At 39.2% G+C, this 23598-nt stretch carries 26 protein-coding genes, 1 pseudogene and 1 riboswitch; of the genes and pseudogenes, 18 read left to right on the top strand and 9 right to left on the bottom strand.

Annotation, left to right across the window (positions count from 1 at the left end; genetic code table 11):
- Window positions 1-75: 75 nt before the first annotated feature.
- From DD627_RS03100 to DD627_RS03090, 3 genes are all read left to right on the top strand, one after another.
- On the top strand, window positions 76-732 hold the full coding sequence (locus DD627_RS03100) for a YczE/YyaS/YitT family protein (RefSeq protein WP_068807002.1): 657 nt from the start codon (window positions 76-78) through the stop codon (window positions 730-732).
- Window positions 733-821: 89 nt separating this feature from the next.
- Window positions 822-1613, top strand: coding sequence for a tyrosine-protein phosphatase (locus DD627_RS03095; RefSeq protein ID WP_260266719.1), 792 nt, complete (start codon window positions 822-824; stop codon window positions 1611-1613).
- A 29-nt stretch (window positions 1614-1642) separates the two neighbouring features.
- Complete coding sequence (locus DD627_RS03090; RefSeq protein ID WP_068806996.1) at window positions 1643-2587, top strand: alpha/beta hydrolase; 945 nt, start codon at window positions 1643-1645, stop codon at window positions 2585-2587.
- A 166-nt stretch (window positions 2588-2753) separates the two neighbouring features.
- On the opposite strand, the gene DD627_RS03085 is transcribed toward DD627_RS03090, so the two are convergent.
- A complete protein-coding gene (locus DD627_RS03085; RefSeq protein ID WP_260266720.1) occupies window positions 2754-3164 on the bottom strand; it encodes a Spx/MgsR family RNA polymerase-binding regulatory protein in 411 nt (136 codons plus the stop codon).
- 190 nt (window positions 3165-3354) lie between these two features.
- On the opposite strand from DD627_RS03085, the gene DD627_RS03080 reads away from it, so the two are divergent.
- The 3 genes from DD627_RS03080 (at window position 3355) to DD627_RS03070 (ending at window position 5698) form a co-directional block, all read left to right on the top strand.
- Complete coding sequence (locus DD627_RS03080; RefSeq protein ID WP_068804825.1) at window positions 3355-3837, top strand: TspO/MBR family protein; 483 nt, start codon at window positions 3355-3357, stop codon at window positions 3835-3837.
- A gap of 301 nt (window positions 3838-4138) precedes the next feature.
- Entirely contained in the window at window positions 4139-4909 is a 771-nt protein-coding gene (locus tag DD627_RS03075; protein WP_260266721.1) for a tyrosine-protein phosphatase, read from the top strand.
- A 12-nt stretch (window positions 4910-4921) separates the two neighbouring features.
- On the top strand, window positions 4922-5698 hold the full coding sequence (locus DD627_RS03070) for a tyrosine-protein phosphatase (RefSeq protein ID WP_260274654.1): 777 nt from the start codon (window positions 4922-4924) through the stop codon (window positions 5696-5698).
- A gap of 47 nt (window positions 5699-5745) precedes the next feature.
- On the opposite strand, the gene DD627_RS03065 is transcribed toward DD627_RS03070, so the two are convergent.
- Window positions 5746-6003, bottom strand: a complete 258-nt coding sequence (locus tag DD627_RS03065; RefSeq protein ID WP_068806190.1) for a hypothetical protein — start codon at window positions 6001-6003, stop codon at window positions 5746-5748.
- A 207-nt stretch (window positions 6004-6210) separates the two neighbouring features.
- On the opposite strand from DD627_RS03065, the gene DD627_RS03060 reads away from it, so the two are divergent.
- The 3 genes and pseudogenes from DD627_RS03060 to DD627_RS03050 form a co-directional block, all read left to right on the top strand.
- On the top strand, window positions 6211-6672 hold the full coding sequence (locus DD627_RS03060; protein ID WP_260274653.1) for an ASCH domain-containing protein: 462 nt from the start codon (window positions 6211-6213) through the stop codon (window positions 6670-6672).
- Between the two features lie 92 nt (window positions 6673-6764).
- On the top strand, window positions 6765-7124 hold the full coding sequence (locus DD627_RS03055) for a type II toxin-antitoxin system HicB family antitoxin (protein WP_260266724.1): 360 nt from the start codon (window positions 6765-6767) through the stop codon (window positions 7122-7124).
- A gap of 395 nt (window positions 7125-7519) precedes the next feature.
- Window positions 7520-8698 (top strand): annotated as a pseudogene (locus tag DD627_RS03050) (MFS transporter); the annotation flags it as partial.
- On the opposite strand, the gene purB reads toward DD627_RS03050, so the two are convergent.
- A complete protein-coding gene (purB, locus tag DD627_RS03045; RefSeq protein WP_057782897.1) occupies window positions 8695-9990 on the bottom strand; it encodes an adenylosuccinate lyase in 1296 nt (431 codons plus the stop codon). The pseudogene DD627_RS03050 and the gene purB sit on opposite strands and share 4 nt — an antisense overlap.
- Before the next feature lie 244 nt (window positions 9991-10234).
- Between purB and DD627_RS03040 the strand changes: the two genes are divergently transcribed.
- On the top strand, window positions 10235-11527 hold the full coding sequence (locus DD627_RS03040; RefSeq protein ID WP_057782895.1) for an adenylosuccinate synthase: 1293 nt from the start codon (window positions 10235-10237) through the stop codon (window positions 11525-11527).
- A gap of 36 nt (window positions 11528-11563) precedes the next feature.
- Window positions 11564-12532, top strand: coding sequence for a GMP reductase (locus tag DD627_RS03035; protein ID WP_260266727.1), 969 nt, complete (start codon window positions 11564-11566; stop codon window positions 12530-12532).
- 96 nt (window positions 12533-12628) lie between these two features.
- Here DD627_RS03035 and DD627_RS03030 read toward each other — a convergent pair whose 3' ends face one another.
- The 3 genes from DD627_RS03030 to DD627_RS03020 all read right to left on the bottom strand — a co-directional run bounded on the left by DD627_RS03030 (window position 12629) and on the right by DD627_RS03020 (window position 15534).
- A complete protein-coding gene (locus tag DD627_RS03030) occupies window positions 12629-13075 on the bottom strand; it encodes a MarR family transcriptional regulator (RefSeq protein WP_084254273.1) in 447 nt (148 codons plus the stop codon).
- A gap of 109 nt (window positions 13076-13184) precedes the next feature.
- Entirely contained in the window at window positions 13185-14069 is an 885-nt protein-coding gene (locus DD627_RS03025) for a YihY/virulence factor BrkB family protein (RefSeq protein ID WP_260266728.1), read from the bottom strand.
- Between the two features lie 52 nt (window positions 14070-14121).
- On the bottom strand, window positions 14122-15534 hold the full coding sequence (locus DD627_RS03020) for an MFS transporter (protein ID WP_260274652.1): 1413 nt from the start codon (window positions 15532-15534) through the stop codon (window positions 14122-14124).
- Window positions 15535-15737: 203 nt separating this feature from the next.
- Between DD627_RS03020 and DD627_RS03015 the strand changes: the two genes are divergently transcribed.
- Window positions 15738-16187, top strand: coding sequence for a Fur family transcriptional regulator (locus DD627_RS03015; RefSeq protein ID WP_068806173.1), 450 nt, complete (start codon window positions 15738-15740; stop codon window positions 16185-16187).
- A gap of 196 nt (window positions 16188-16383) precedes the next feature.
- Here the strand turns inward: DD627_RS03015 and pta are convergent, their stop codons facing one another.
- The 3 genes from pta to DD627_RS03000 form a co-directional block, all read right to left on the bottom strand.
- Window positions 16384-17358, bottom strand: coding sequence for a phosphate acetyltransferase (pta, locus tag DD627_RS03010; RefSeq protein WP_068806169.1), 975 nt, complete (start codon window positions 17356-17358; stop codon window positions 16384-16386).
- 48 nt (window positions 17359-17406) lie between these two features.
- Complete coding sequence (locus tag DD627_RS03005; protein ID WP_260274651.1) at window positions 17407-18609, bottom strand: acetate/propionate family kinase; 1203 nt, start codon at window positions 18607-18609, stop codon at window positions 17407-17409.
- A gap of 237 nt (window positions 18610-18846) precedes the next feature.
- Window positions 18847-19557 carry a glucosamine-6-phosphate deaminase gene (locus DD627_RS03000; protein WP_068806163.1) on the bottom strand — a complete coding sequence of 237 codons (711 nt, stop codon included), beginning with the start codon at window positions 19555-19557 and terminating at the stop codon, window positions 18847-18849.
- A gap of 242 nt (window positions 19558-19799) precedes the next feature.
- Window positions 19800-19910, top strand: a riboswitch (TPP riboswitch).
- 112 nt (window positions 19911-20022) lie between these two features.
- Here DD627_RS03000 and DD627_RS02995 point away from each other — a divergent pair.
- From DD627_RS02995 to DD627_RS02970, 6 genes are all read left to right on the top strand, one after another.
- On the top strand, window positions 20023-20319 hold the full coding sequence (locus DD627_RS02995) for a thiamine-binding protein (RefSeq protein WP_068806160.1): 297 nt from the start codon (window positions 20023-20025) through the stop codon (window positions 20317-20319).
- Window positions 20291-21055, top strand: coding sequence for an ABC transporter permease (locus tag DD627_RS02990; RefSeq protein WP_068806157.1), 765 nt, complete (start codon window positions 20291-20293; stop codon window positions 21053-21055). The genes DD627_RS02995 and DD627_RS02990 overlap by 29 nt, the downstream gene beginning before the upstream one ends.
- Window positions 21052-22059: an ABC transporter substrate-binding protein gene (locus DD627_RS02985; RefSeq protein ID WP_260274650.1), complete on the top strand. Its 1008-nt coding sequence runs from the start codon at window positions 21052-21054 to the stop codon at window positions 22057-22059. Before DD627_RS02990 ends, DD627_RS02985 begins: the two co-directional genes overlap by 4 nt.
- Before the next feature lie 10 nt (window positions 22060-22069).
- The gene (locus DD627_RS02980) at window positions 22070-22804 is read left to right on the top strand and encodes an ABC transporter ATP-binding protein (protein ID WP_057782872.1); all 735 of its coding nucleotides are present in this window, start codon (window positions 22070-22072) and stop codon (window positions 22802-22804) included.
- Between the two features lie 163 nt (window positions 22805-22967).
- A complete protein-coding gene (locus DD627_RS02975; protein WP_068806147.1) occupies window positions 22968-23210 on the top strand; it encodes a hypothetical protein in 243 nt (80 codons plus the stop codon).
- A 39-nt stretch (window positions 23211-23249) separates the two neighbouring features.
- The gene (locus DD627_RS02970; RefSeq protein WP_057782868.1) at window positions 23250-23513 is read left to right on the top strand and encodes a helix-turn-helix domain-containing protein; all 264 of its coding nucleotides are present in this window, start codon (window positions 23250-23252) and stop codon (window positions 23511-23513) included.
- Window positions 23514-23598 lie beyond the last annotated feature (85 nt).

Genomic DNA, 23598 nt, shown 5'->3' with positions numbered 1-23598 from the left:
TGAAAAAGATTTGGTTTCCGCGCTAAATTATTCTATGAGAAACGCATATAAACGCTAATTTAAGGAAGTCTCGTTGTGAATAAAAAATCTGATTTCAATAAACGCCTATTTTTCTTAGCCATTTCCATTGTCCTAAACTCATTTTCCAACGCGTTAACCGTGGCGAGCCACTGTGGAAGTGCCTTATGGACGGCTTCTTCTGTCAATTTGAGCGAATGGTTTAATTTTCCACTAGGAACTGTTTTATTTGTCGAAGGAATCGCCGTCGTTATCGCAAATGGTCTTCTACTCAAACATTTTGACTGGCATCGCATGCTGGGAAACTTAGTATTTATGGTGCCATTTTCTTATTTAGTTGGAGCAATTAGTAGTGGTTTAGATACGCATGGTTTTTTGAACTTACCATTAAGTGTCCGTATTATCGCTGATGCCCTCGGAATCGTGGGGATTGGCGTAGCGGTTTCCATTTATCAACGGGCCAACATCGTGTTACATCCCAACGATGACTTAACTTACATCGTTCGCTTCAAGTTCATGAACGGCAAAGCAGCGGTTGCCCAGTGGGTCAGCTATATTCCAGCCATTTCAATCATTTTATTGACCTTTATCGTCACCCACCATATTTACTCGATTGGTTTAGGTACCATTCTTGCTTTCATCCTGCAAGGAGCCGTAACAGGTTGGGCCGATCGCCACGTATTTACAACTCTTAAACATCACTTAAATGTTTAGACATAATTGGTAGGAAGAAAAACGGGACTGTGCTATCATTTTATATGTAGGATATTTCATAAAAAAAACGATATGTGGGAGGATTTATCATGGTGAGATCACGGGTACTGCAGTTACAAAAAGGCGGCAATTTTCGAGAACTTGGTGGTTATCAGACAATGGATGGCCGCACAATTAAGTGGCATAAAGCAATTCGTTCTGGAAAACTCGGCAGTTTAACCGATCAAGACGTCTCTTTTTTGGACACTTACGGATTAAAATATGACGTGGACTTCCGTTCGCCTGAAGAAAAGGCCCAAGCACCAGACCGAATCCCAGCCCAAACTAAATATTTATTTATGCCAGTATTTTCAACTGATGAAACCCAAAACTCCAAGCAAACGGATCGCTTACAACGCAAAATGGACACTGATCCCACAACTGGTCGTCAGCAAATGCATCACGTCTATCAAGATATCATCACGAATCCCCACTCACAAACAGCTTATCGACGTTTCTTTGACGTTTTGTTGGAAAATGATGGTCAACAAGATACCTTACTTTTCCACTGTACCGCCGGAAAAGACCGCACTGGCATGGGCGCCGTTTTCTTTTTAAGCGCCCTTGGTGTAAATGAAGACACCATCAAGGCTGATTATTTACTCACAAACAAAACCACAAAACCAATGTTAGACAATTTGGTTAAAACCTTGAAACTCAAGAATTCACCATCAGCCTTCATTCAAAGTATGCGTGATTTACAGAGTGTACAAATTTCCTTCTATAATACCGCGATGGATCAGATTCAAAAGGTTTCAGGAGACATGCCAACTTACCTCCACGACTATTTAAATCTTTCTACGAACGATATTCATGATTTACGGCACATTTACTTAGAATAATATTTTCTACAAACAAAGAGGGCTATTGAATGAAAAGAAAGAATCTTATTGGACTTGGAATTGTGGCACCAGTGGCCTTAGGAGTTTCTGCCCTAACGGCTGCCAGTGCTAAATTATACGATTACGCGTTTCGGCGCGTGGATTACGTTCCTGAAACTTCAGCAGATAAACAGAAATATGCAGATGATTATTACAGATATGTAAACTGGTTTCATAAGGTAACCACGAAACAGTGGACGCTTCACCCTTCTGATTTAGAAAACCGTGTCGAAGCGACTTTTATTCCATCTGCAAGTGAAAATGCCAAAACGACAGTTATCATAGCTCACGGTTATAAAGGTAATGGCGAGACGATGTCAAACTACGCTAAAATGTTCTATGACATGGGTTACAACGTCTTGTTACCAGATGATCGGGCCCACGGCAATAGCTCAGGTGACTACATTAACTTTGGCTGGATTGATCGCCTCGACTTTGTGGAGTGGGCACATTCTGTCATTAATAATGTGGGCGAAGATTCCAAGATTATTATGTTTGGCGTTAGCATGGGTGGTGCAACCATTCAAATGACGAGTGGCGAGAATCTCCCTCCTCAAGTTAAACTAATGATTTCCGATTGTGGCTATTCAAATTTACGTTCTGAGTTGGCTTATTTGCTGAAACACCAATTTCATTTGTCACCAACCGTTTTTGTGCCGATCATAAACGCAATTAATCACCATCGAATGGGCTTTTCGATTGATGATGTTTCCTCGGTCAAACAACTTCGTAAAAATACCCGCCCGTTTTTATTTATTCACGGGGAAAAAGACATTTATGTCCCTACTTACATGGTTGACGAATGTTTCGAAGCTTGTCCTGAACCAAAAGATATCTGGATTGTGCCAAATGCATCCCACGCTGAAAGTTTCTGGATGAATCCAAAAGCTTATCAAGCTAAGATTCAACGGTTTATTGATAACTATTCAGATTAACCTGTGAAATAAAATAAACATGACACTAGGAACGATTCCCAAGTGTCATGTTTTTATTTAAGCAAATTTAAAATGTTTACCTTTTTAATTAATAGTCTTCAGTAATTTCTTTCTTTTATATTTCGACGATGGACGATGCTAGAAACTTACCATACATTTTTTGCCTTTAAGCGTCATGTAAAACTTCCAGCATTTGAGCGAAAGTCACGCGTCTAGTTTCTCTTGGGATAAAGCTTCGAATTTCATCTTCGTTAAAACCAACTTGTAACTTATTATGGGTGAAAATAATTGGTTTTTTGATCAAACTTGGATAGTTCACTAACAACCGGTGCAATTCAGTAATTGTGAGTGAATCGATATATTTACGGCCAAATTTTTTAAACATCTTAGATCTCTCCGAAATGATTTCATCGGCGCCGTATTCTGTCAGTGATAAAACTTTTTTTAAAGTATCTAACGAAATTGCCTGTGAAACAACATTAACTTTATTGTAGGCTAAATTATGTTCATCTAACCATTGACATGCTCTCCGTGCTGAACCACAACTTGGACCCCATAAAACTGTTATTTTTTCCATGCAAAGCGCTCCTTTAAAATTTAGTTATAATTACCATAAGTAAAATTATAGACTAAACAATTAGTTTTGTCTACTCTTTTTTTTAACTAATTGTATAAGCTCAACCAAGATTAATCTATTGAGCATTTTTCTTTAGGGTATGTTAAACTTTAGATATCAACTAAACCAGGACATAGGAGGATTTTCATATATGGAAACAAAAAGATCATTTAATTGGAAAGCGTTGTTACTTTTCATTGTCGGCGTCGAAGTACTTGGAAGCCTATCTTCTTTGTTTGCCGGAAATATCAAAGAAATTTATAATTCACTGTCCCTCCCACCACTAGCACCACCAGATTATCTTTTTGGAATCGTTTGGCCACTCCTTTATTTGTTAATTGCAATATCTGGCTACCTTATTTACCAATCAATTGCTTTTAAAGGTGAAAAAACAACAAGTTACCTATTGTTTGCCGTTCAATTAGGCCTAAACTTTGTTTGGAGTATTGTTTTCTTCGGTGGAAACTACTATTGGGTTGGCGTTGTGATTGTGATTATTTTGGATTTGGTCGTGCTAGGTTGCATTTTACAATATTATAAAGTTAACCGGGCTGCCTCAGTCTTACTAATTCCCTATCTAATTTGGATCTTGTTTGCAACTTACTTAACGATTGGTGTTGCAGTTCTCAATTAAAATGCCGTCAAAACGTGGCTGATTGCGAGTTAACAAACCTTTAAATCTTTCGTCACACAATATTCATAAATAGAGGGTATTATAATAAACATAGATAAGAGCTAAACAACTTTATCTATATGAAAATAGCATACTCCTCCAAAGTTACTATATTTCATTGTTTTTCATGATAACAACCTACTCCCCTATATAAAGAGACCGGTCAGTGATGATCGGGTCTTTTTTTGTTTACAATTTGATTTTTAAACGAACCAATTCATATTTGGTATAATGAAGCCAATGATAGTTTGGAGGGATCAAAGTGAAAAAAGAACGCTTATTAGATATCGACGGTAGTGTCAACTTTCGTGAACTCGGCGGATACACCACGCAAGATGGCCGCACAATTAAGTGGCAAAAGCTATTGCGATCTGGAGATCTCAGCCGTTTAACTGCTAAAGATGTGAAAAAGTTGGCTAATTATGGGTTGCACTACGACATTGATTTACGATCACCTTCTGAAGCTAGCTGGTTAAAGGACCGTTTACCAGATAACACCATCTATCGTTCTTATCCAGTCTATCCAATTGCCCAAAATGACCACTCTGACCTTCCAAAGGTACCGGAAAATTCAGACAATGCTGATTATTCGCATCCCTACGCACTCATGATTTTAAATCCACAAAGTCAGTTAGCTTTCAAAACAATGTTTCAAGATATGCTGAAAAATGATCAGCCGAAGCAATCACTTCTTTTTCACTGTGCTGCTGGCAAAGATCGAACTGGTGTTGCTGGATTTTTAATTCTAACTGCTCTCGGAGTAGATTACGACACCATCAAACAGGATTACATTTTGACAAACATTGTTTACAGCACCTTTGATCAAGACACTTTGCGTAAGCGTCTGCAAAATGACAAAGCAGAAGAGTTTGTCAATCAAATGAATGCCGCATTTCAGGTCCAAGGTGACACACTTGATGTGGCCAAGCAGGCAATTCTTGATAATTACGGTGACTATGGTAACTATTTTGTTAAAGCGATGGGATTGTCTGAAGCTGATTTAAATGATTTAAGAAGAATTTATTTAACTTAAAGAAGGCACATTATGAAAAAGCAGCGCGTTTTACCTATTGAATCGGGTTTAAACTTTCGCGAACTTGGGGGATATCCCACGCGCAATGGGAAGACAATCAAGTGGCAAAAACTGCTACGATCCGGTTATCTTTCTGTGCTCAAAAAAGAGGATCGCAACTTTCTTTTGAATTATGGGCTGCGGTATGTGGTCGATTTGCGATCCGATTATGAAATTACCCGTAATCCGGACCCACAAATGATCAATGTCAGACAAATTTCAGATTCGGTATACCCGTTTAGCAACCACCCTTCTACTAGCTTGAAACAATTTTTCAAAAATCTCTTTCAAAAAAACAAAACTGAAAAACCAAGTGCACTTAGTGATCCCTATGAATTAATGGTTTTAGACAATCACGCACAGAGCGCTTTTCGCCAATTATTCCAAATCCTTTTGAAAAATGATCAGCCAAATGAGTCCGTTTTGTTTCACTGTGCAGCGGGAAAAGATCGAACAGGAATTGCCGGCTTTTTGATTTTAAGTGCTTTGGGTGTTGACCAAGATACGATTGAAGAAGATTATTTACTTTCAAATAAGGTCCTTTTTGGTACCAGAACAGTTAAAACTGAAACAACCAATAATGCCGCTATTGATCGAATGAATCAGGCACGCAACGTTGACTTACACAGTTTACGGTTAGCCAAAATGGCAATTGAAACAAGGTATGGCAGCATGCATAAGTTCTTAAACACCGCAATGATGCTTTCCGATGAAGATATTGCTGAACTGCAACGTTTATATACAGAATAAAAAATGGACCCGGAAAAGCTTGTATTTTCCGAGTCCATTTTGGATTTTTAAACAAATACTAGTAACACAACTGCCAATAAGAATGCCACTCCGAGAAACGCTGCAGAAACAGCTTCCCAACGATTTGCACCTTTCATGTCTACTCGAAGGCCAAATAAAACACTAAAGGCTAAAATAAGAATCAACATTTTTTCGATTTCTGAATAATCATTACTTCTTTGAAAGTATCCCGTAAACCATCCCACAATGCAGGCAATCACGACAACAACTGCGATGCCAAAATCCGTCCAGTACTTTGTGCGCATGTGATCACATCCTATGTTTTAATATTGCTTCTATACTACCTTACTTGTTGGTTGAATAGCAATTATCAGCATATTGCCAATTTAAACAGAATGCCACTTTCTTTCATTTTGTTTGCACTCAAAACCTATCGATTCGTTGCGTTCACTTTTCTTCATTCACGTGCTACACTACAGTCAACAAATACTAATAGATAAGGACTGATTAACATGGCTACAACTGCCGAAAAAATTTGGACCGCCTTTTCCGAATCCCATCACCTTACCAACACTACCTTTCAAACTCGCTGGTTTGGTGAACAATCCAATCCAACCGAAGTTCAAGACTTAACTGACAAAATTCTTGCTGGGGACAAAATTTCCACTTCTAAACCTTTAGGCTACTATTCATCTGAGGGTGAACATATTCCTCAAGTTGGTGACTACTATGTCCTTTTAAACGCCGACATGCATCCTGTTGGTATCATTGAAACCGTCGTCTCCGAACTGGTTCCCTTCTTCCGCGTTTCTGCCGAACATGCATACAACGAGGCTGAGGGTGACCGGACCCTCGCGGATTGGCAAGAACGCAGCAAAGAAAAGTTTGCTAAGCAAATGAAAAAATATGATCGTACTTTTTCTACAAATGATCCCGTCGTTTGTGAAGAAATCAAACTCGTCTTTAAGGCTTAGTTATAGAATTCATATGAATTTACTTATCAAAAAGATGTATGTATAATACACATTATAGAAATCCACTCTGAAGAAAAGATAGGAGAATGTGTATGAAAATTTATCCAGCTGTTTACTCTGTTCAAAATGGAATCGTTGAGTTACTTATTCCAGATTTTCCGGGCATGTTAATTGAAGGTGAAAACCTTGTTAAGGCAACCGAAAAAGCTGAAAAGCAAATTACTGCCCAAGGAAATTTGCCTGAACCTTCCGTTATGAACAATAATCATTTAGTGGAAGGCGAACACATTATCATGTTACCAATTAACGAATACGCGGGCAAAAGCACCAAACGGATTCGTCGAAATGTGACGATCCCTCAGTACTTAAACGATTGGGCCAAACAAACGGGTATAAACGTTTCTCAAATTCTCACAGAAGCTTTGGACAAAAAATTTAAAACAACCGAATAAATACCTCAATCCAAGAATTTCTTGCAAAAGAAGTTCTTGGATTCTTTGTGTCCATTAATTTTCTAATTAAGTGTAGTAGCAAAAAATAAAATTGTAACGAGTTTTCAAACAACAACTGCAACGGCTCCAAAAGATGGTTGCAACTCATCCTCTTGAGAAATGGATACAATGTTTCAATACACTCGCAACTAGTCGTCCGCTTTGATAACATCAGAACGACAATCAAAAAAATATTGAGTTTCCACTAGTTAGAAACCCGCTTCAACTGAAACTGATGACAGTTTTCACTTCTTTTTTGAATAATTTTGGGGATGGTCGTGGTAAACTAATTTCCAAAGGGGACGTTTTTCATGACAACTACAGACTCAAGACACTAGAAATTAAACGTCGGTTATTTTCTAACGGCACAAAATTTTTTTCTGTTTGGTTCATCAGCAGTTTACTTTGCCATTCTTTGGTACATTGCCCTCCAAACTTCATCCGGAACTTGGATCATGCTTGCCACCATGGCCACTACGCTACCACAAATTCTAATTTCACTGTGGGCAGGCATCTGGTCAGATCAATATAGTCGTAAAAAATTGATTGTGGCATCTAGCGGACTAGTCACATTCTTAACTATTATTACGGCGTTAATTTACTTTTTTGTTTTTCGAAATTTATGGTTGTTGTTACTAATTGCCGCCATTCGTTCGCTGGGATCCGGGATTCAAACACCAGCGGGAAATGCCCTTCTACCAGAAATCACACCAAAAAAAGAGCTTTCGCGGATTAACGGCTTGAATCAGTTTGTTAGCTCGGTGTTATTGCTAATCTCTCCAATTCTAAGCGGTGTTATCCTAGGAAAACTCGGAATTATTTTTGTTTTCGTGGTGGACCTTGTGACCGCCACTACTGGAATCGCCTTATTGTTATGCATTCATGTGAAGCAGCTTAAACAAGAAAAGCAAAATCAAGTTGCTGGGTTACCAGGTATCTGGGAAGGGTTAAAATACACGTTCTCTCATCAATACTTACGAAATTTTATGGTGTTTACCTTGATCGCGTTCGTACTGGTCGCGCCATCATCCCAGCTATCGACACTTTATGTGAAACGAACTTTTGGCTCTGCAGTTTGGCGATTGACGTTAAATGAGCTGCTATGGACCATGGGGGCCTTGCTTGGTAGCTTTTACATCACCATTCACAAACATTTACCCCATAAAATTCGGTTGATTGCGATTGGTTTTGCAGGATCTGGCATTAGTTTTGCTGTTATGGGACTGCCTGAACCATTTTGGACCTACCTACTTTTCATGTTTTTCTCAGGAATCTGCATGCCAGTTATTCAGGCAACTTCCAACATTTTGATTCAAGAAAATGTTTCGCCCACCAAAATGGGACGGGTTTTCTCAATTCTCCAAATTGTGTCAACCGGAATCTACCCAATTGCCATGCTGTTTTATGGGCCTTTAGCCGATGTGGTGGCGATCCGTTACATTTTGATTGTCACCGGAATTTTATTAATTTTGGTTGCGGGACTCTTTTATAAACGGCTCCCTCAATTAACTGACAAGCTCAAAGATTTGCATTAATCTAGCCCAACACGATTAAAAATATAATCCACATTTTTTAGATGATACCTGTAATCAAAGGCATCATCTATTTCTTTTGGCGAAAGATGACTCTTAATCACCGGATCAGATTCAACCAACGGCTTAAACTGAATTTCTTCGTCCCATGCTTTAGCGGTTAATGGTTGAATGCGATCATAAGCAGCCTCTCGTGATAACCCAGCATCAATTAACTTTAACAGCACCCGTTGACTATAAATTAATCCAAAACTCCGATGCATGTTGGCTTTCATATGTTCTGGAAATACAGTGAGGTTACCAATAATGCTGTTCATCCGATGTAAAATGTAATCAACCAAGATGGTTGTATCAGGCAAAATAATTCGTTCTGCAGAAGAATGCGAAATGTCGCGTTCATGCCATAAATTGACGTCTTCGTACGCAGTTTGAACGTGACCTCTAATTACCCGAGCCAAGCCGGAAACGTTCTCAGAACCGATTGGATTACGTTTGTGAGGCATTGCAGAAGACCCTTTCTGTCCTGGCGCAAAATGTTCTTCCACTTCACGGACTTCTGATTTTTGTAACCCGCGAATTTCAGTGGCAAACTCTTCTACACTTGTGGCAATTAACGCAAGTGTCGCAATATATTCGGCATGTAAATCACGGGGTAAAATTTGAGTCGAAATTTCTTGTGCATTCAAACCTAACTCCTCACAAACAAATCCTTCAACTTCCGGTGGCACATTAGCAAAAGTCCCCACAGCACCACTAATTTTACCTGCTTCAACCCCTTTTGCAGCATGCTCAAATCGTTCAATATCTCGTTTGATTTCTGAATACCAGCGCGCCAATTTTAATCCAAAGGTCATGGGTTCTGCATGCACGCCATGGGTTCTTCCCATCATAACGGTATATTTGTATTTTTTGGCTTGTGATGCCAAGGTATCTTTAAAAGTTTCAAGGTCTTTACGAATAATCACATTGGCTTCTTTTAAACGATATCCCTGAGCGGTATCCACCACATCGGTACTCGTTAAACCATAATGTACCCACTTTTTCTCTTCACCTAAAGATTCCGAAACATCGCGGGTAAAGGCAATTACATCATGATGGGTCACAGTTTCAATTTCGGCAATTCGTTCTTCACTAAATTGGGCATTCTTTGTTATTTTTTCAACATCGGTCGCCGAGATCTTCCCTAATTTTCCCCAGGCTTTGACGGCCGCAATTTCAACTTTCAACCAAGATGCATATTGGTTGTGTAAACTCCATACATTACCCATTTCTTCACGTGTATATCTCTCTAACATTCGTATCCCTCACATTTTCGAGTTTAAAATAAGTGCTTTAAATATCCGTGTAATACTATAGCATACATATATCGGATATTCCACATACATTAAACTGATTGAGGTTTCTCACCTGCTATTTATCAGTGATAAACCGTACTTTAAAATATACATCATACATATAATTCGTGTTTTGCTTGCTTTTCGTCAAAAACCTTGTTACACTTATTTGGTTGTTTAAATTATATTATTCGGGGGTCATTAAATGTCATCAATCGTAGTTGTAGGTAGCCAATGGGGCGATGAAGGAAAAGGTAAAATAACAGATTTCTTAGGGAGTGACGCGGCTTTAACCGTTCGTTTCTCTGGTGGTGATAATGCCGGACATTCCATCGTCTTTAAAGGAAAAAAATTCGCATTACAACTTATTCCATCCGGAATCTTCAACCGTAATGGTTTGAGTGTGATTGGCAATGGCGTCGTTGTTAATCCTGAATCTTTACACAACGAATTGCATTATTTAGAAAGTAACGGTATCACAACTGATAATTTACGGATTTCAGATCGTGCTCAAGTTATTTTGCCTTACCACATTCGTTTAGATGAATTACAAGAACAGTCTAAAGCAGCTGGCAAAATCGGTACTACCCACAAGGGAATCGGCCCAGCATATATGGATAAAGCGGAACGAATCGGAATCCGAATTTGTGACTTGCTGGAACGCGATACTTTTGAAGAAAAACTCAGAACTAACCTTAAAAATAAAAACTTATTATTTACCAGATTATATGAAACAGAACCTTTAAAATTTGAAGATATTTTTGAATCTTTCTACCAATACGGTCAAGAAATCAAAGATCGTGTCACCGATACTTCGGTTTTAATTAATGAGGCCCTTGATAAGAACGAACATGTGCTATTCGAAGGCTCTCAGGGAGTTATGTTGGATTACGATCACGGGACTTATCCTTATGTCACCTCTTCAAATCCCACTGCCGGTGGTGCTGCTGTGGGGGCCGGTGTTGGTCCATGGCGCATTAACCAAGTTGTCGGGGCATGTAAGGCCTACACATCCCGCGTGGGTGATGGTCCTTTCCCAACTGAACAATTAAACGAAACCGGTGATTTCATTCGCGAAGCCGGTCATGAATACGGCACAGTTACTGGTCGTCCCCGGCGCATTGGCTGGTTAGACACTGTCGTTTTACGCCACGCAACGCGAGTAAGTGGCCTAACCAGTTTATGCTTAAACTGCTTGGATGTTTTAACTAACTTAAAAACGATTAAAATTTGTACAGCCTATCAGTTGGATGGTCAAACAATTTATCACTATCCCGCTTCTGAAAAGCAAATCGAAAAATGTGAACCAGTTTACGAAGAACTTCCTGGCTGGACAGAAGATATTACTAACTGTAAAACACTGGCTGAACTACCTGAAAATGCGCGTAATTACCTGAACCGCGTTTCAGAATTAGTTGGTATTCCCCTTTCTACATTTTCAGTAGGACCCGATCGCGAACAAACCAACGTTTTGACTGATATTTGGAATGCAAAATAACGTTTAGAATTTTAACTTTGAATAGGAGCGATAACCATGAGAGTTTTTGATTATGAAGACGTTCAACTTATTCCTAACAAATGTATTATTGACAGCCGTTCTGAAGCGGACACCACTGTAAAACTAGGAAAATACTCCTTTAAAATTCCAGTGGTTCCCGCAAATATGGCCACGGTCATCAACGAAGAGTTATCCGTTTGGCTGGCAAAAAATGGCTACTTTTATGTCATGCACCGTTTCGAACCGGAAACACGGTTGGCTTTTATCAATAAAATGCATGAGCAAAAATTAATCGCGTCTATTAGTGTGGGTGTGAAACAAGAGGAATTTGATTTCATTTCTCAACTGGCTGATCAAAATATCACACCAGAATTTATTACAATTGATATTGCCCACGGGCATGCCAATAGTGTGATTCGCATGATTCAACATATTAAGCACCTGCTTCCTGAGGCGTTCGTAATTGCGGGAAATGTCGGAACGCCAGAAGCCGTCCGTGAACTTGAAAACGCTGGTGCCGATGCAACCAAAGTTGGAATTGGTCCTGGAAAAGCTTGTATTACTAAGCTCAAAACCGGTTTCGGAACTGGTGGTTGGCAATTGGCTGCAATTCGTTGGTGTGCCAAAGCTGCCAGCAAACCCATCATTGCTGATGGTGGCATTCGGACAAATGGTGACATTGCCAAGTCGATTCGATTTGGCGCTACCATGGTCATGATTGGCTCCTTGATGGCAGGCCACCAAGAATCTCCTGGCAACATGATTACCATCGATGGCAAAAACTATAAACAGTATTATGGTTCAGCTTCTGAAACGCAAAAAGGCCAACACAAAAACGTTGAAGGTCGTCAAATGTTGGTTCCTTATCGGGGTCACATTAAAGATACCCTTGAAGAAATTCATCAAGATTTACAGTCCTCAATTTCTTACGCTGGTGGCCGCTCATTGGATGCCATCCGCAAAGTAGATTATGTCATTTTACACGGAGTAAATGATTTTAACTAAAAAAATGGGGATAAAAAACAATAGTTTGCAACCCATATTTCAAATTAAAAGGGCAATTTCACCGAGTACTATCAGTGAAATTGCCCTTTTCTATCACTATTTTAAATTAATCACTTCGTTGCCAAACTCTTTTAGTAGCTTGAGTAGCATATCAACCTTTTTTTGGCCAAACTTAATGATCCAGCCCTCAAAAACTAAATGCACTTTTTGATCAATCAGTTTTTCCACTTCTGCACCACGCTGGGTCAGGTGAAGATACAACCTTCTTTGATCCTTTGGGTCCGGTGTTTGAGAAATATAGTTTAATTTCAATAAAGATTTAATTTGTCTAGAAACTGCGCTCCGAGTAACATTTCGTTCGGTCGCAATTCCCATCTGCGTCACATTTTCCTGGTAGCGAATATCCCGTAAAACCAAAAATTGTTCAAACGAGATCTCATATTCCTTTGTCGGTTCCGAAAGGACATACTCTAAAAATTTCAATGTAGTCATGTAAATTTCAATTGAACCTTCAAATAAAGCTTCATTCTCTTTTGCTGACACAGTTCCCCAACCTCCTCCAAAATTGTTAACTGTTTAAGTATAGCAAACAAAACTTCAAAAGGTTATGGATTTAGCGATCTTTCACTAATCCATAACTTTTTTCTTATTTTCAATATTTTTTAAAACGTTTACTCCAATTCTTGGTCGTATCTTCCATATTTCCAAAGCGCAATTCTTGGCTTGTCGCGTTAATAACGCCGCCAATCATAATCACTAAGCCGGAAAAATCTAGCCAAAACATCAACGCAATAAACGTTCCTAAAGTCTTATAACTGTTTACAGAATGAGCAAAATAACGCAAATAGGCAGTAAAAAATTGAGAAACACCCATCAATCCAATGGTTGCCGCTGCGGCTCCCCAGATCACATATCTAAACTTAATGCGGGCGTTTGGAACAACATAATACAAAATCATCAAACTTAAAAAAATAACGATCAAAGCTGATGGCAGTTTCACGTTACCCACAATATGAAAAAGGCTATGCGGTAACTGCAGAATAGGCGTCAAATACGCAACAATTGTTTGTCCAAAACTAAAGAAAAACATCATCAAACTAATTAAAACCGCAAAGAAAATAGTAAACAAGAATGAAACGACGCGATTTATAATCGGATTTTGAAATTTTGCCACTCCATACGCTCGATTAATCGACCTTTGAAACGCGGCAACCGCCTGACTAGCAGACCACAACATCAAAATGGCACCAAAGGACATCAACTCGCCGTTTCCTTTTTCCAAAAAGTCTTTGACAATGGGCTGACTAATCTGATAAATCGTACTTGGGACAACCGTTTCAATGTATTCCAGCACTGTTGTCACGTCAATATGAAACAGTGGCAACAAGTTTCCTACAAAGATAATTGCCGGAAACATAGCAAGCAACGTATAGAAGGCAAGGACAATTGCATTATTTGCGGCATCTGCACGATTAAATCGCATCATAAAGCCTTGCCAATATGTTTTACATTTATGCCCAAACCTCTTCCAAGTCATGTTATATACCCCGTTTTTATTTAACTTTAATAGTATACAACAATTTACTAAGTTAACCCTTTTTTTCTGAATTTTTAATCAAAATTGAAAGCAATAATCCCACAACCTCTACAAGAAAGAAAGTAAAGAACACTGCCCGATATCCCATTTGAGTAGCAACTTCCACGTGACTGCCTTTGGTCAACTCACTTTGCGTAATCGCCGTTAATATAATGGTGGCAACCGCTACTCCCAACGAACCAAGTATTTGACGAACAGTTGTAATAACGGCCGTTCCATGAGCAATGAGACTGTCTGGCAAAGAGTTTGCCCCCAGTGTCATCGCGGGCATCATGACAAACGCATTGCCGCCTTCGATCAACATTGACAAAATCACCATGCCAATCAAATTTAGCTCACTAGAGAATACAAACAAAATTCCCCAACCTATTGTAATCATGCTCATTCCTATTAACAGCACGCGTTTGAACCCGAATCGATCAGCCAACTTGCCAGTAACAGGATTTAGTAAACTTAAAAATACGGCCCCTGGTACAAGCGACATTCCGGATGCAAAAGGCGATAACTTAAGCACCTCTTGATAATAAAGCGGAAAAATAATTGTCGTCACAATTAAGGCAATGTAAGAAAAGCCCGTCAGTAACACGGCTAAATCATAATTAAACGTTTTAAGTACACGCAATTCGAGCATTGGCGTTTTGATGTGAAATTGACGAAACACAAAATAGGCTAACATCACTAAACTAACGGCAAGTAAACCAAACTGGTTCGTCCAGTTAACACCAGTTTTACCTAGTTGATTGATAACAAAAAGCAGTCCGATCAACCCTAACGAACTAAAAACCGAGATAAAATCTAACCGATCTAGTTTCAGTGACATGACATTTGCAATGAATTTAAATGACAAGAGAAAAACTAGCGTAATAATAATGGCAAAAATCACAAAAAGTCCTTGCCAGGTCGTAAATTTCAAAACAATTCCAGAAATGATTGGTCCTACAGCTAATGCTGATCCCATCACCAGCCCCACAATGCCCATTGTGACCCCGCGTGATTCTTCCGGTGTAATTGTCAACATGACACTCTGGTAAGCCGGAAATAAGATCCCAACGCCAATCGCTTCTAGGACTCGTCCAAACATCATGATCGGAAAATTAGGTGCAAATAAAATAACAATCGTTCCAACGTCAAACAACACTAACACGGCTTGAAATAGCCGTTTAAACGGTACATTACTTAATAGCCAGGGACTGATAGGCATCATGATACACATAACCAACATGAAGCCTGTCGTCAGCCACTGGATGGTTGGCGCGGTAACACCAAAATAGCGCATTAAAGTTGGGTAAGCCGTTGATAATGAAGATTGACTGATCGACATTGTAAAAGTGCCCGCCAATAAGATCCCCACAAACCAACTGCGAAGTTTTTTATCCCCTTTAAAAATTCCAAGCCGTTCTTCCATCAAACTCACTCCTCACTAACTTATGCCTAAGTTAGAATCATTTTAAATCGATTTAATTGTATTTCATATTTAGACTGGTGTAAACTGAATTTGAAAATTCTAAACGATTTTATTGCCTGCATAGAGTTGAAGTCATCTTAAAAAAGTGATTAAGTTGATTGTACTTATTAATTGTGACTAACGAAATGGAAGAAGGTTTAGGTATGGCAAACGCAGAAGTGGATGAAGCTATTACAGATTTACAAAGTAAACGCATTCGAATTACCCCTCAGCGACGCACGATTTTGGCTTATTTAGTCACCCATCATAATCATCCAACTGTTGAAACCATTCACGAGGCCTTGGCACAAACCACGCCAAATATGAGTTTGGCAACGATCTACAACACATTAAAATTATTTGTCGACTTAGGAATTGTCATTGAACTGGCAAACGGCGAAGATGGCGTGCATTACGACTATTTCAATAAGCCGCATTACCACGTAATTTGCACAAACTGTGGTAAAATCACTGATGTTTTTTATCCTGACTTTCAAAAAGATGCGAGAAAGATGGAAAAACAAGCGACTCAACAAACAGGCTATCAAATTTCGGGTAATCGCTTCGAAATTTATGGATTGTGTCCTGAATGCCAAGCTAAATTAAAAAAATAAGAATTCAAATAACCATCCAAACTCACTCTACTAAGTTTGGATGGTTTATTGTTTGGATAGCTTCTTTCCGCTGAGCTCTAGGACCGCTCGGCAAAATAAAAGGCAAATCCTAAGTACGACTCCCGCGGGATTGCGATCCCGCATATGTCGCACTTAGGATTTGCCTTTTACCATTTTGCCTCGCGCACTTTTACTCTTACCTTACCTGTGCCGCCGTCATTATCGCCACTTTATACACGTCTTCTTCACTTGCTCCTCGTGACAAATCCGACACCGGCGCATTCAATCCCTGCAAAATTGGCCCTATTGCCTCAAAATGTCCCAATCTCTGCGCAATCTTATACCCAATATTTCCTGATTGCAATTCTGGGAACACAAACACCGTTGCATGCCCCGCTACCTTTGAATCTGGTGCCTTACTTGCACCCACATCCGGCACAAACGCCGCATCAAACTGCAGCTCACCATCAATCTCCATCTCCGGTTCCTTCTCTTGTGCCAATTTAGTTGCTTCCTGCACCTTTGTGACCATATCGCCCTTTGCCGAACCCTTCGTTGAAAAACTCAACATAGCTACCTTAGGCTCAATATCAAAAATTTCAGCCGTATGCGCACTTTCCACCGCAATTTCTGCCAGTGTTGCCGCATCTGGATCAATATTAATCGCCGTATCCGCAAAAATATAACGTTCATTATTGCGCTGCATCACAAACGCACCACTAATTCGTTTTACACCAGGTTTTGTTTTAATAATTTGTAACGCCGGACGAACTGTATCTCCCGTTGGGTGCACAGCTCCAGAAACCATTGCATCTGCTTTGTGCAGATACACCAACATTGTGCCAAAATAATTCACGTCAGTTAACATCTTCAGCACTTCTTCAATAGTGTTCTTTCCCTTACGCCGCTCTACTAAAGCATCCACCATTTCTTGCTTTTCTTCTTCCGAATAATTGTCCGGATTAATAATTTCAACATTTTTTAAATCAACATCATCTTTTGAAGCCTTTTCTACAATTTTCTTTGCATCGCCCAACAGAATTGGTTTGACCAACCCATCTTGTGCCAACCGCGCAGCCGCAGAGTAAATTCTGACATCGTCCCCCTCTGGAAATACAACCGTTCTATTTTGACCCTTAATCTTTGCCTTTAAACCGTCAAATAAATCCATGTTTGAAACTCCTTCCATAAAAGACAGAATTTTATATTTAATTATAGGTTATGCCTTAGTTTCTTTTTTAAATCGTTCAACTTCACGGGCGATCGCCAATTCTTCGTTCGTAGGCACAACTAACACCTTTGCCTTAGAATCCGAAGCACTAATATCTCGCAACTCACCTTGAACCTGGTTTTTTTCGTTATCAATTTTAAGTCCAAAATAATCCAACTCATCAACAATCATTTTTCGGACTAACATCCCATTCTCACCAATGCCTGCTGTGAAAACTAAAACATCAATTCCGTGCATTTCAGCAATGTAAGCCCCAATATACTTCACAATGTTATTCACAAAAATTTCAACGGCCAACTCAGCCCGACGGCTCTTATGTCTAGCCTCCAAAACGTCGCGCATGTCAGAAGAGATTCCAGAAATACCTAACAATCCAGACTTGGTGTTTAATATTTCAATCATTTCAGAAAAGTCAGTAATCTTTAGTTTTTCCATCAAATAATTGACTAAAGAAACATCGATGTCTCCTGAACGGGTTGCCATTGTAATCCCAGAAACCGGGGTAAAGCCCATTGATGTATCATATGACTGGCCATTCAAAATAGCGTCAATTGAGGAACCGGCCCCTAAATGAAGGGTGATCATCTTCAAAGAACTTAATGGTTTGCCAAGTAGTTTGGCCGCATCCAAAGCAACTAATTGATGGCTCGTACCATGGGCACCATACTTACGTGCGCCATATTTTTCATAGTATTCATAAGGAATACTGTACAAATAATTTTTTGCGGGTAATGTTTCATGAAAAGAAGTGTCAAACACCGCAACACTTGTGACGTTTGGCAGGACCTTTTGCACTGCCCGAATTCCAATCACATTGGCCGGATTGTGCAATGGAGCATACTCCGATAAACTCTCAATTTGCTTAATTACTTTTTCTGTAATCTCGACGGAGCCATTGAAAATTTCGCCACCCGCTACAACGCGATGACCAACGCCTGTAATTTCATCAAAACTTCGAATAATTTTCAGGTCAATCAAAGCCTTTAGAACCATATGGATCGCAACTTCATGATCTTTAACTGGCTCTTCAAACCGCGTGTTTTCCTGATCGCCATAAATCATTGTAAATGTGGAGCCATCAATACCAATTCGATCCACCTGGCCACTTGCGAGAACTTTCTCGCTTGGCATCTCAAACAGTTTGAACTTAAGTGATGAACTTCCTGCATTAATTGCAATTGTTTTTTCCAAAGTAAACCCCCACTCACTTTTCTATGGATCCGATTCGATCTTCTTTTAATACTTTCACTCCACCGCGTTTGCCCTAAATTCTCAACGCTCATTTACATAAATTATACCTTATTGTTTTTAACATGAAAACCATATGCCTATTTGTTATTAGAAACTAAATATTTAAAAAAAGAGATTTATTCTATATAGCGTTAACTTGTATAGGATAAATCTCTTTGTGCCAATTAATTTGGTAGTTTATTTGTTTGTTAATTTGCTTGCAGCTGCTTCATCAAGAATAACAGTCACGTTGTCATGGTCTTGAAGCACGCTTGCAGGTAAGTCTGGAGTGTTAGGGCCTTCGATCATTCCCTTAACAGCATCAGCCTTTTCTTCACCGTAAGCTTCCAATAAGATATGTTTTGATTTCATAATTGAAGCTAATCCCATTGATAAAGCTTCCTTAGGCACGTCTTCTTCATGTGCGAAGAAACGGGCATTAGCATCGATCGTTGATTGAGTTAATGAGACACGATGAGTGCCAATTTCACGTGAAGTTCCTGGTTCGTTGAAACCAATATGACCATTGCGGCCAAGACCCAAGATTTGTAAATCAATTGGGTTGTCCTCAATTACTTTATCATAACGTTTTGCTTCAGCATCGATATCTTTAGCCAAACCATTTGGTAGGTAAGATTTCTTAAATGGCTTTTTGTTGAATAAATGTTCATGCATAAAGTAGTTGTAACTTTGGTCATTGTCAGCAGCTAACCCGATGTATTCATCCAAATTGATAGAAATGGAATCGCTGAAATCAAGATCACTAGCGATAATGTCATTGTAAGTTGTAATTGGTGTACTTCCGGTAGCTAAACCAAAAGTATGAGCACCATTTTTCTTAGCATCAGCAAAAATCTTGTAGCCTTCTTGTCCGCCTTCAACTTCATCTTTAACAATAATAATTTGCATAATCAAGCTCCTTTTTATTTTCTTTTTCGACTCCGATGAGATCTATAAGAATAAAAATCCCATTCACATTGGTATAGCCCAATTATATATTCTCCCTCTATAAATTGCAAGGGTATAGACCAAAAAATCAAAAATTATTTCTATAAATCACGATATCTAGAAATATTCCCTACTGAAATTAGACACCACCCTGAGAATTAAATTAGTTGCCGAATTTTATATTTATCGATATACTGAATTCGTAACAAATACAGGGGTGCTGGATCCAATCCGGCTGAGATAAAAACTAGTGGTTTTTGACCCTCGAACCTGATATGGATAATGCCAGCGCAGGAAGTTTAATCGTTTTGATGATCAAGTGACAGCTCACATTCCGTCATTTGATGACCAATTTTAAACATGCAATCAAAAGCTGGCGCGTTGTCGTTGGCTTTTTTATTTTGTTTCAAGAAAGGAAACTATCTTATGAATACAAGTGTTGCAATTCAAGTTTTACCAATGTTAGAGGACGACAAAAAAGTTGTGGCTGTTGTGGACAAAGCAATCGAGTACATTCAATCCACGGGCGTTTCATATGAAGTCGGTGCGTTTGAAACTACACTCGAAGGTGACTACGACCAACTCATGGAAATTGTTAAAAACATTACCAAAATTGCCGCTGATGCTGGTGCCCCTCAAGTGATGACTTATGTAAAAATTGATTATAAATCTGAGGGCAAGGTCTTAGGAATCCATGAAAAAACAGACAAATATCAACATTAATTTTCTACCTATTTTGGTCATTCTGGCGCTTTTAGTTATCTGGCAATTAATCAGTTATTTCCAAATCGTCCCGACTTTCATGCTGCCTTCACCTGTTAATGTAGTCAAAGCCTTTATCACCGATTTTCCGTTGCTTATGAAAAATGCCGGCGTTACCCTCTTGGAAGCGTTCTGGGGACTATTAATTGGCGTCATTGGTGGTGTGCTTATCGCCATAATTATGGACTTGTTTAATCCACTCTATAAAGCTGTTTATCCCCTGCTAGTCCTCAGTCAAACTGTTCCGGCGGTGGCTATCGCGCCCCTTTTGATTTTATGGTTTGGCTATGGCATGCTGCCAAAAATTGTTTTAATCACAATCACGACATTTTTCCCGGTGGCCGTGGAAATGCTGACCGGCTTTCGCGCTACCGATCCTGATTTAATTCATTTAATGAAAACGATGGGTGCAAGCAAATGGAAATTATATTACTATGTTAAGTTTCCAAATTCGTTGAATCATTTCTTCTCGAGTTTAAAAATCTCTGTATCTTATGCAATTGTGAGTGCCGTAATTTCTGAATGGGTTGGTGGTTTTAGTGGCTTGGGTGTCTATATGACGCGGGTCATGAAGGCCTATGCCTACGACAAAATGTTTGCCGTCATCTTTTTAATTTCGGCTTTAAGTTTGCTTTTAATTTGGTTGGTCACTCTGATTCAACATAAAGTCATGCCCTGGGAGGCAGTAAAAAAATGAAACATTCCAAACATTTTTGGCTCTACTTAAGCTTGAGTTTTTTATTGATGTTGGTTTTAGGTGGCTGCAAAACTAGTTCTAATAAGTCGCAAATGAAGACGATTACCGTGGTTTTGGATTGGACACCGAACACCAATCATACCGGAATGTATGTTGCCAAACAAAAAGGCTACTACAAAAAATATCATCTCAATGTGAAGTTTGTACAACCACCCAAAGATGGCGCCGAACAGCTTGTTGCGAGTGGCAAAGCTCAAATTGGTATTTCTGCACAAGATACGTTTGCTGGGGCGATTGCCCGTCGTGACCCATTGCCTATCACCACAATCGGGGCCATTATTCAGCACAACACTTCGGGGATCATGTCGCGCAAAGCAGATGGGATTACTTCACCGAAAAAAATGATGGGTAAACGTTATGCAACTTGGGACTTGCCAATTGAGCAAGCAACTATCAAACAAGTAGTCGAAGATGATGGCGGCCAATATAGCAAAATTAAAAAAATTCCTAATAACATTACCGATGAGGTGGCGGCCTTAAAGACAAAACAAGCTGACTTGATCTGGGTGTTTTATGGTTGGGCTGGCGAAAATGCTAAAATTAAAAACCTTCCCATCAATTATTTTTCATTTCGTTCTTTGAACAAGGTTTTTGATTATTACACGCCGACCCTCATTGGCAACAACCAATTTTTAAAGGCCCATCCTAAACTGGCTAAAGATTTCATGAAAGCAACTGCTAAGGGATATACCTATGTGGCTAACCATCCCCATCAATCGGCCACCATTTTAATGGATCAGGTGCCTGAGCTTAAAAGCAACCAAAAGTTAATTTATGCGAGTCAAACCTACCTTTCCAAACAGTACACCTTAGGTTCAAAGCAATGGGGAAAAATTTCATCAACTCGCTGGAATCGATTCTATCAGTGGCTAAATCAACATAAACTTGTTTCCGTCAAACTCAAGAAAAATCAGGGATTCACAAATCAATATCTTTCTAAATGAGGTCTTAACTATGGCGTTATTACAAACGCATCATATTTCTAAAACATATTCGGATCACCAGATACTTGCCGATATTAATATTCAGCTAAATCAAGGTGAATTAGTTAGTATTCTTGGTGTCAGCGGTATCGGGAAAACCACTCTTTTCAACATTATTGCTGGTCTGCTTTCCCCAGAAAATGGTGAGGTTCTGCTTAAAAATCAACCCATTACAAATAAAACGGGTCAACTCAGTTACATGCTGCAAAAAGACCTTCTGCTACCCTACCGAACAATTATGGGCAACGTTATTCTACCGGCTTTGATGCGGGGCACCTCAAAAAAAGTAGCCGAAGCGAAGGCCGCTCCGTTGTTTAAACTCTTTGGATTGCAACATACCGAAAAACGGTACCCTCAGGCTTTATCTGGCGGGATGCGCCAACGAGCTGCCCTATTGCGAACTTACATGTTCAATAAAGAAGTCGCTTTATTGGATGAACCTTTCAGTGCTCTAGATGAAATCACAAAACATCAGGTACACGCTTGGTATCTCAACTTAATGAGTAAAATTAATTTATCAACTTTACTCATTACACACGACGTTGAAGAAGCGATCCTCTTATCTGACCGAATTTACATTTTAAGTGGCACACCCGCATCAATTACAAAGGAAATCATAATTGATTCTGAACTAAAAAAACAACCCGATTTCGAGTTGAGCACGTCGTTTCTCGACTACAAACGCCAAATTCTAAACTTATTATAAAGTGGGTTAAAAAGTCAGCAGTAAATTAACCAAATCTTTTGCTTTCTATAATGTTTTAGTTTATATTCTAGTTAAAGCACAGACAAGTTTATTCAAATAAACTGATTTCTAAAGTTTGCTTGTGTTTTCCAATATTTTTGATTGTCCAAAGGAGCTGTTAGTTATGGCAAGTGAAATTGTATTTTTTAATCCTGGTGATTCTTTAGGAAATTTTCATGATTACAACGAAGCAGTCCGTAGTGGTCAACTATACCGGCATAAGGATGAAACGCCTCATGAATTAGTGATCGCAACGGATCCTAAAAACGATGAAGAGTATCTGATTTTTTACGCCAAAGATGCGGTTGATCCTGCGAATAATAAAGATAAACACGGAACCAAATATAACATCTCTAAACACTTATAAAAGTTACTACCATACTCTGTGCCAGAAGGAGGACTCGTTATGACTTTTGCAGACCAACTGACCAGTCAACGAAAACGGGCTGGTTACACGAGAAGTGCCTTAGCCAAAGAACTGGGTGTTAGTCTTAATCAGGTTGCCAAGTGGGAAAGTGGCGAATCTGAGCCAAGTCTAACTATCTTGCGTCAGTTGCATTCAATCTATGAAATTAGTATGGATGAACTTATCTTAAATGAGACAACTAGTCAATCGGTGAGTCCTTCTCGCTGGCTGACACGATTTGATAAAGATTTTAAGAAAAAATAAAATCTGTGATCAGGGTAGTTGAAAAACTACTGGTGATCACAGATTTTTTATTATCGGCCTACAGGTTGAAAGTATCAAAATTATT

The organism is Pediococcus sp., from assembly GCF_003533255.1.
GTDB lineage: Bacteria > Bacillota > Bacilli > Lactobacillales > Lactobacillaceae > Pediococcus > Pediococcus parvulus.
Note: the sequence above shows the minus strand (reverse complement) of the source record. Positions and strands in the feature narration are given on the sequence as shown.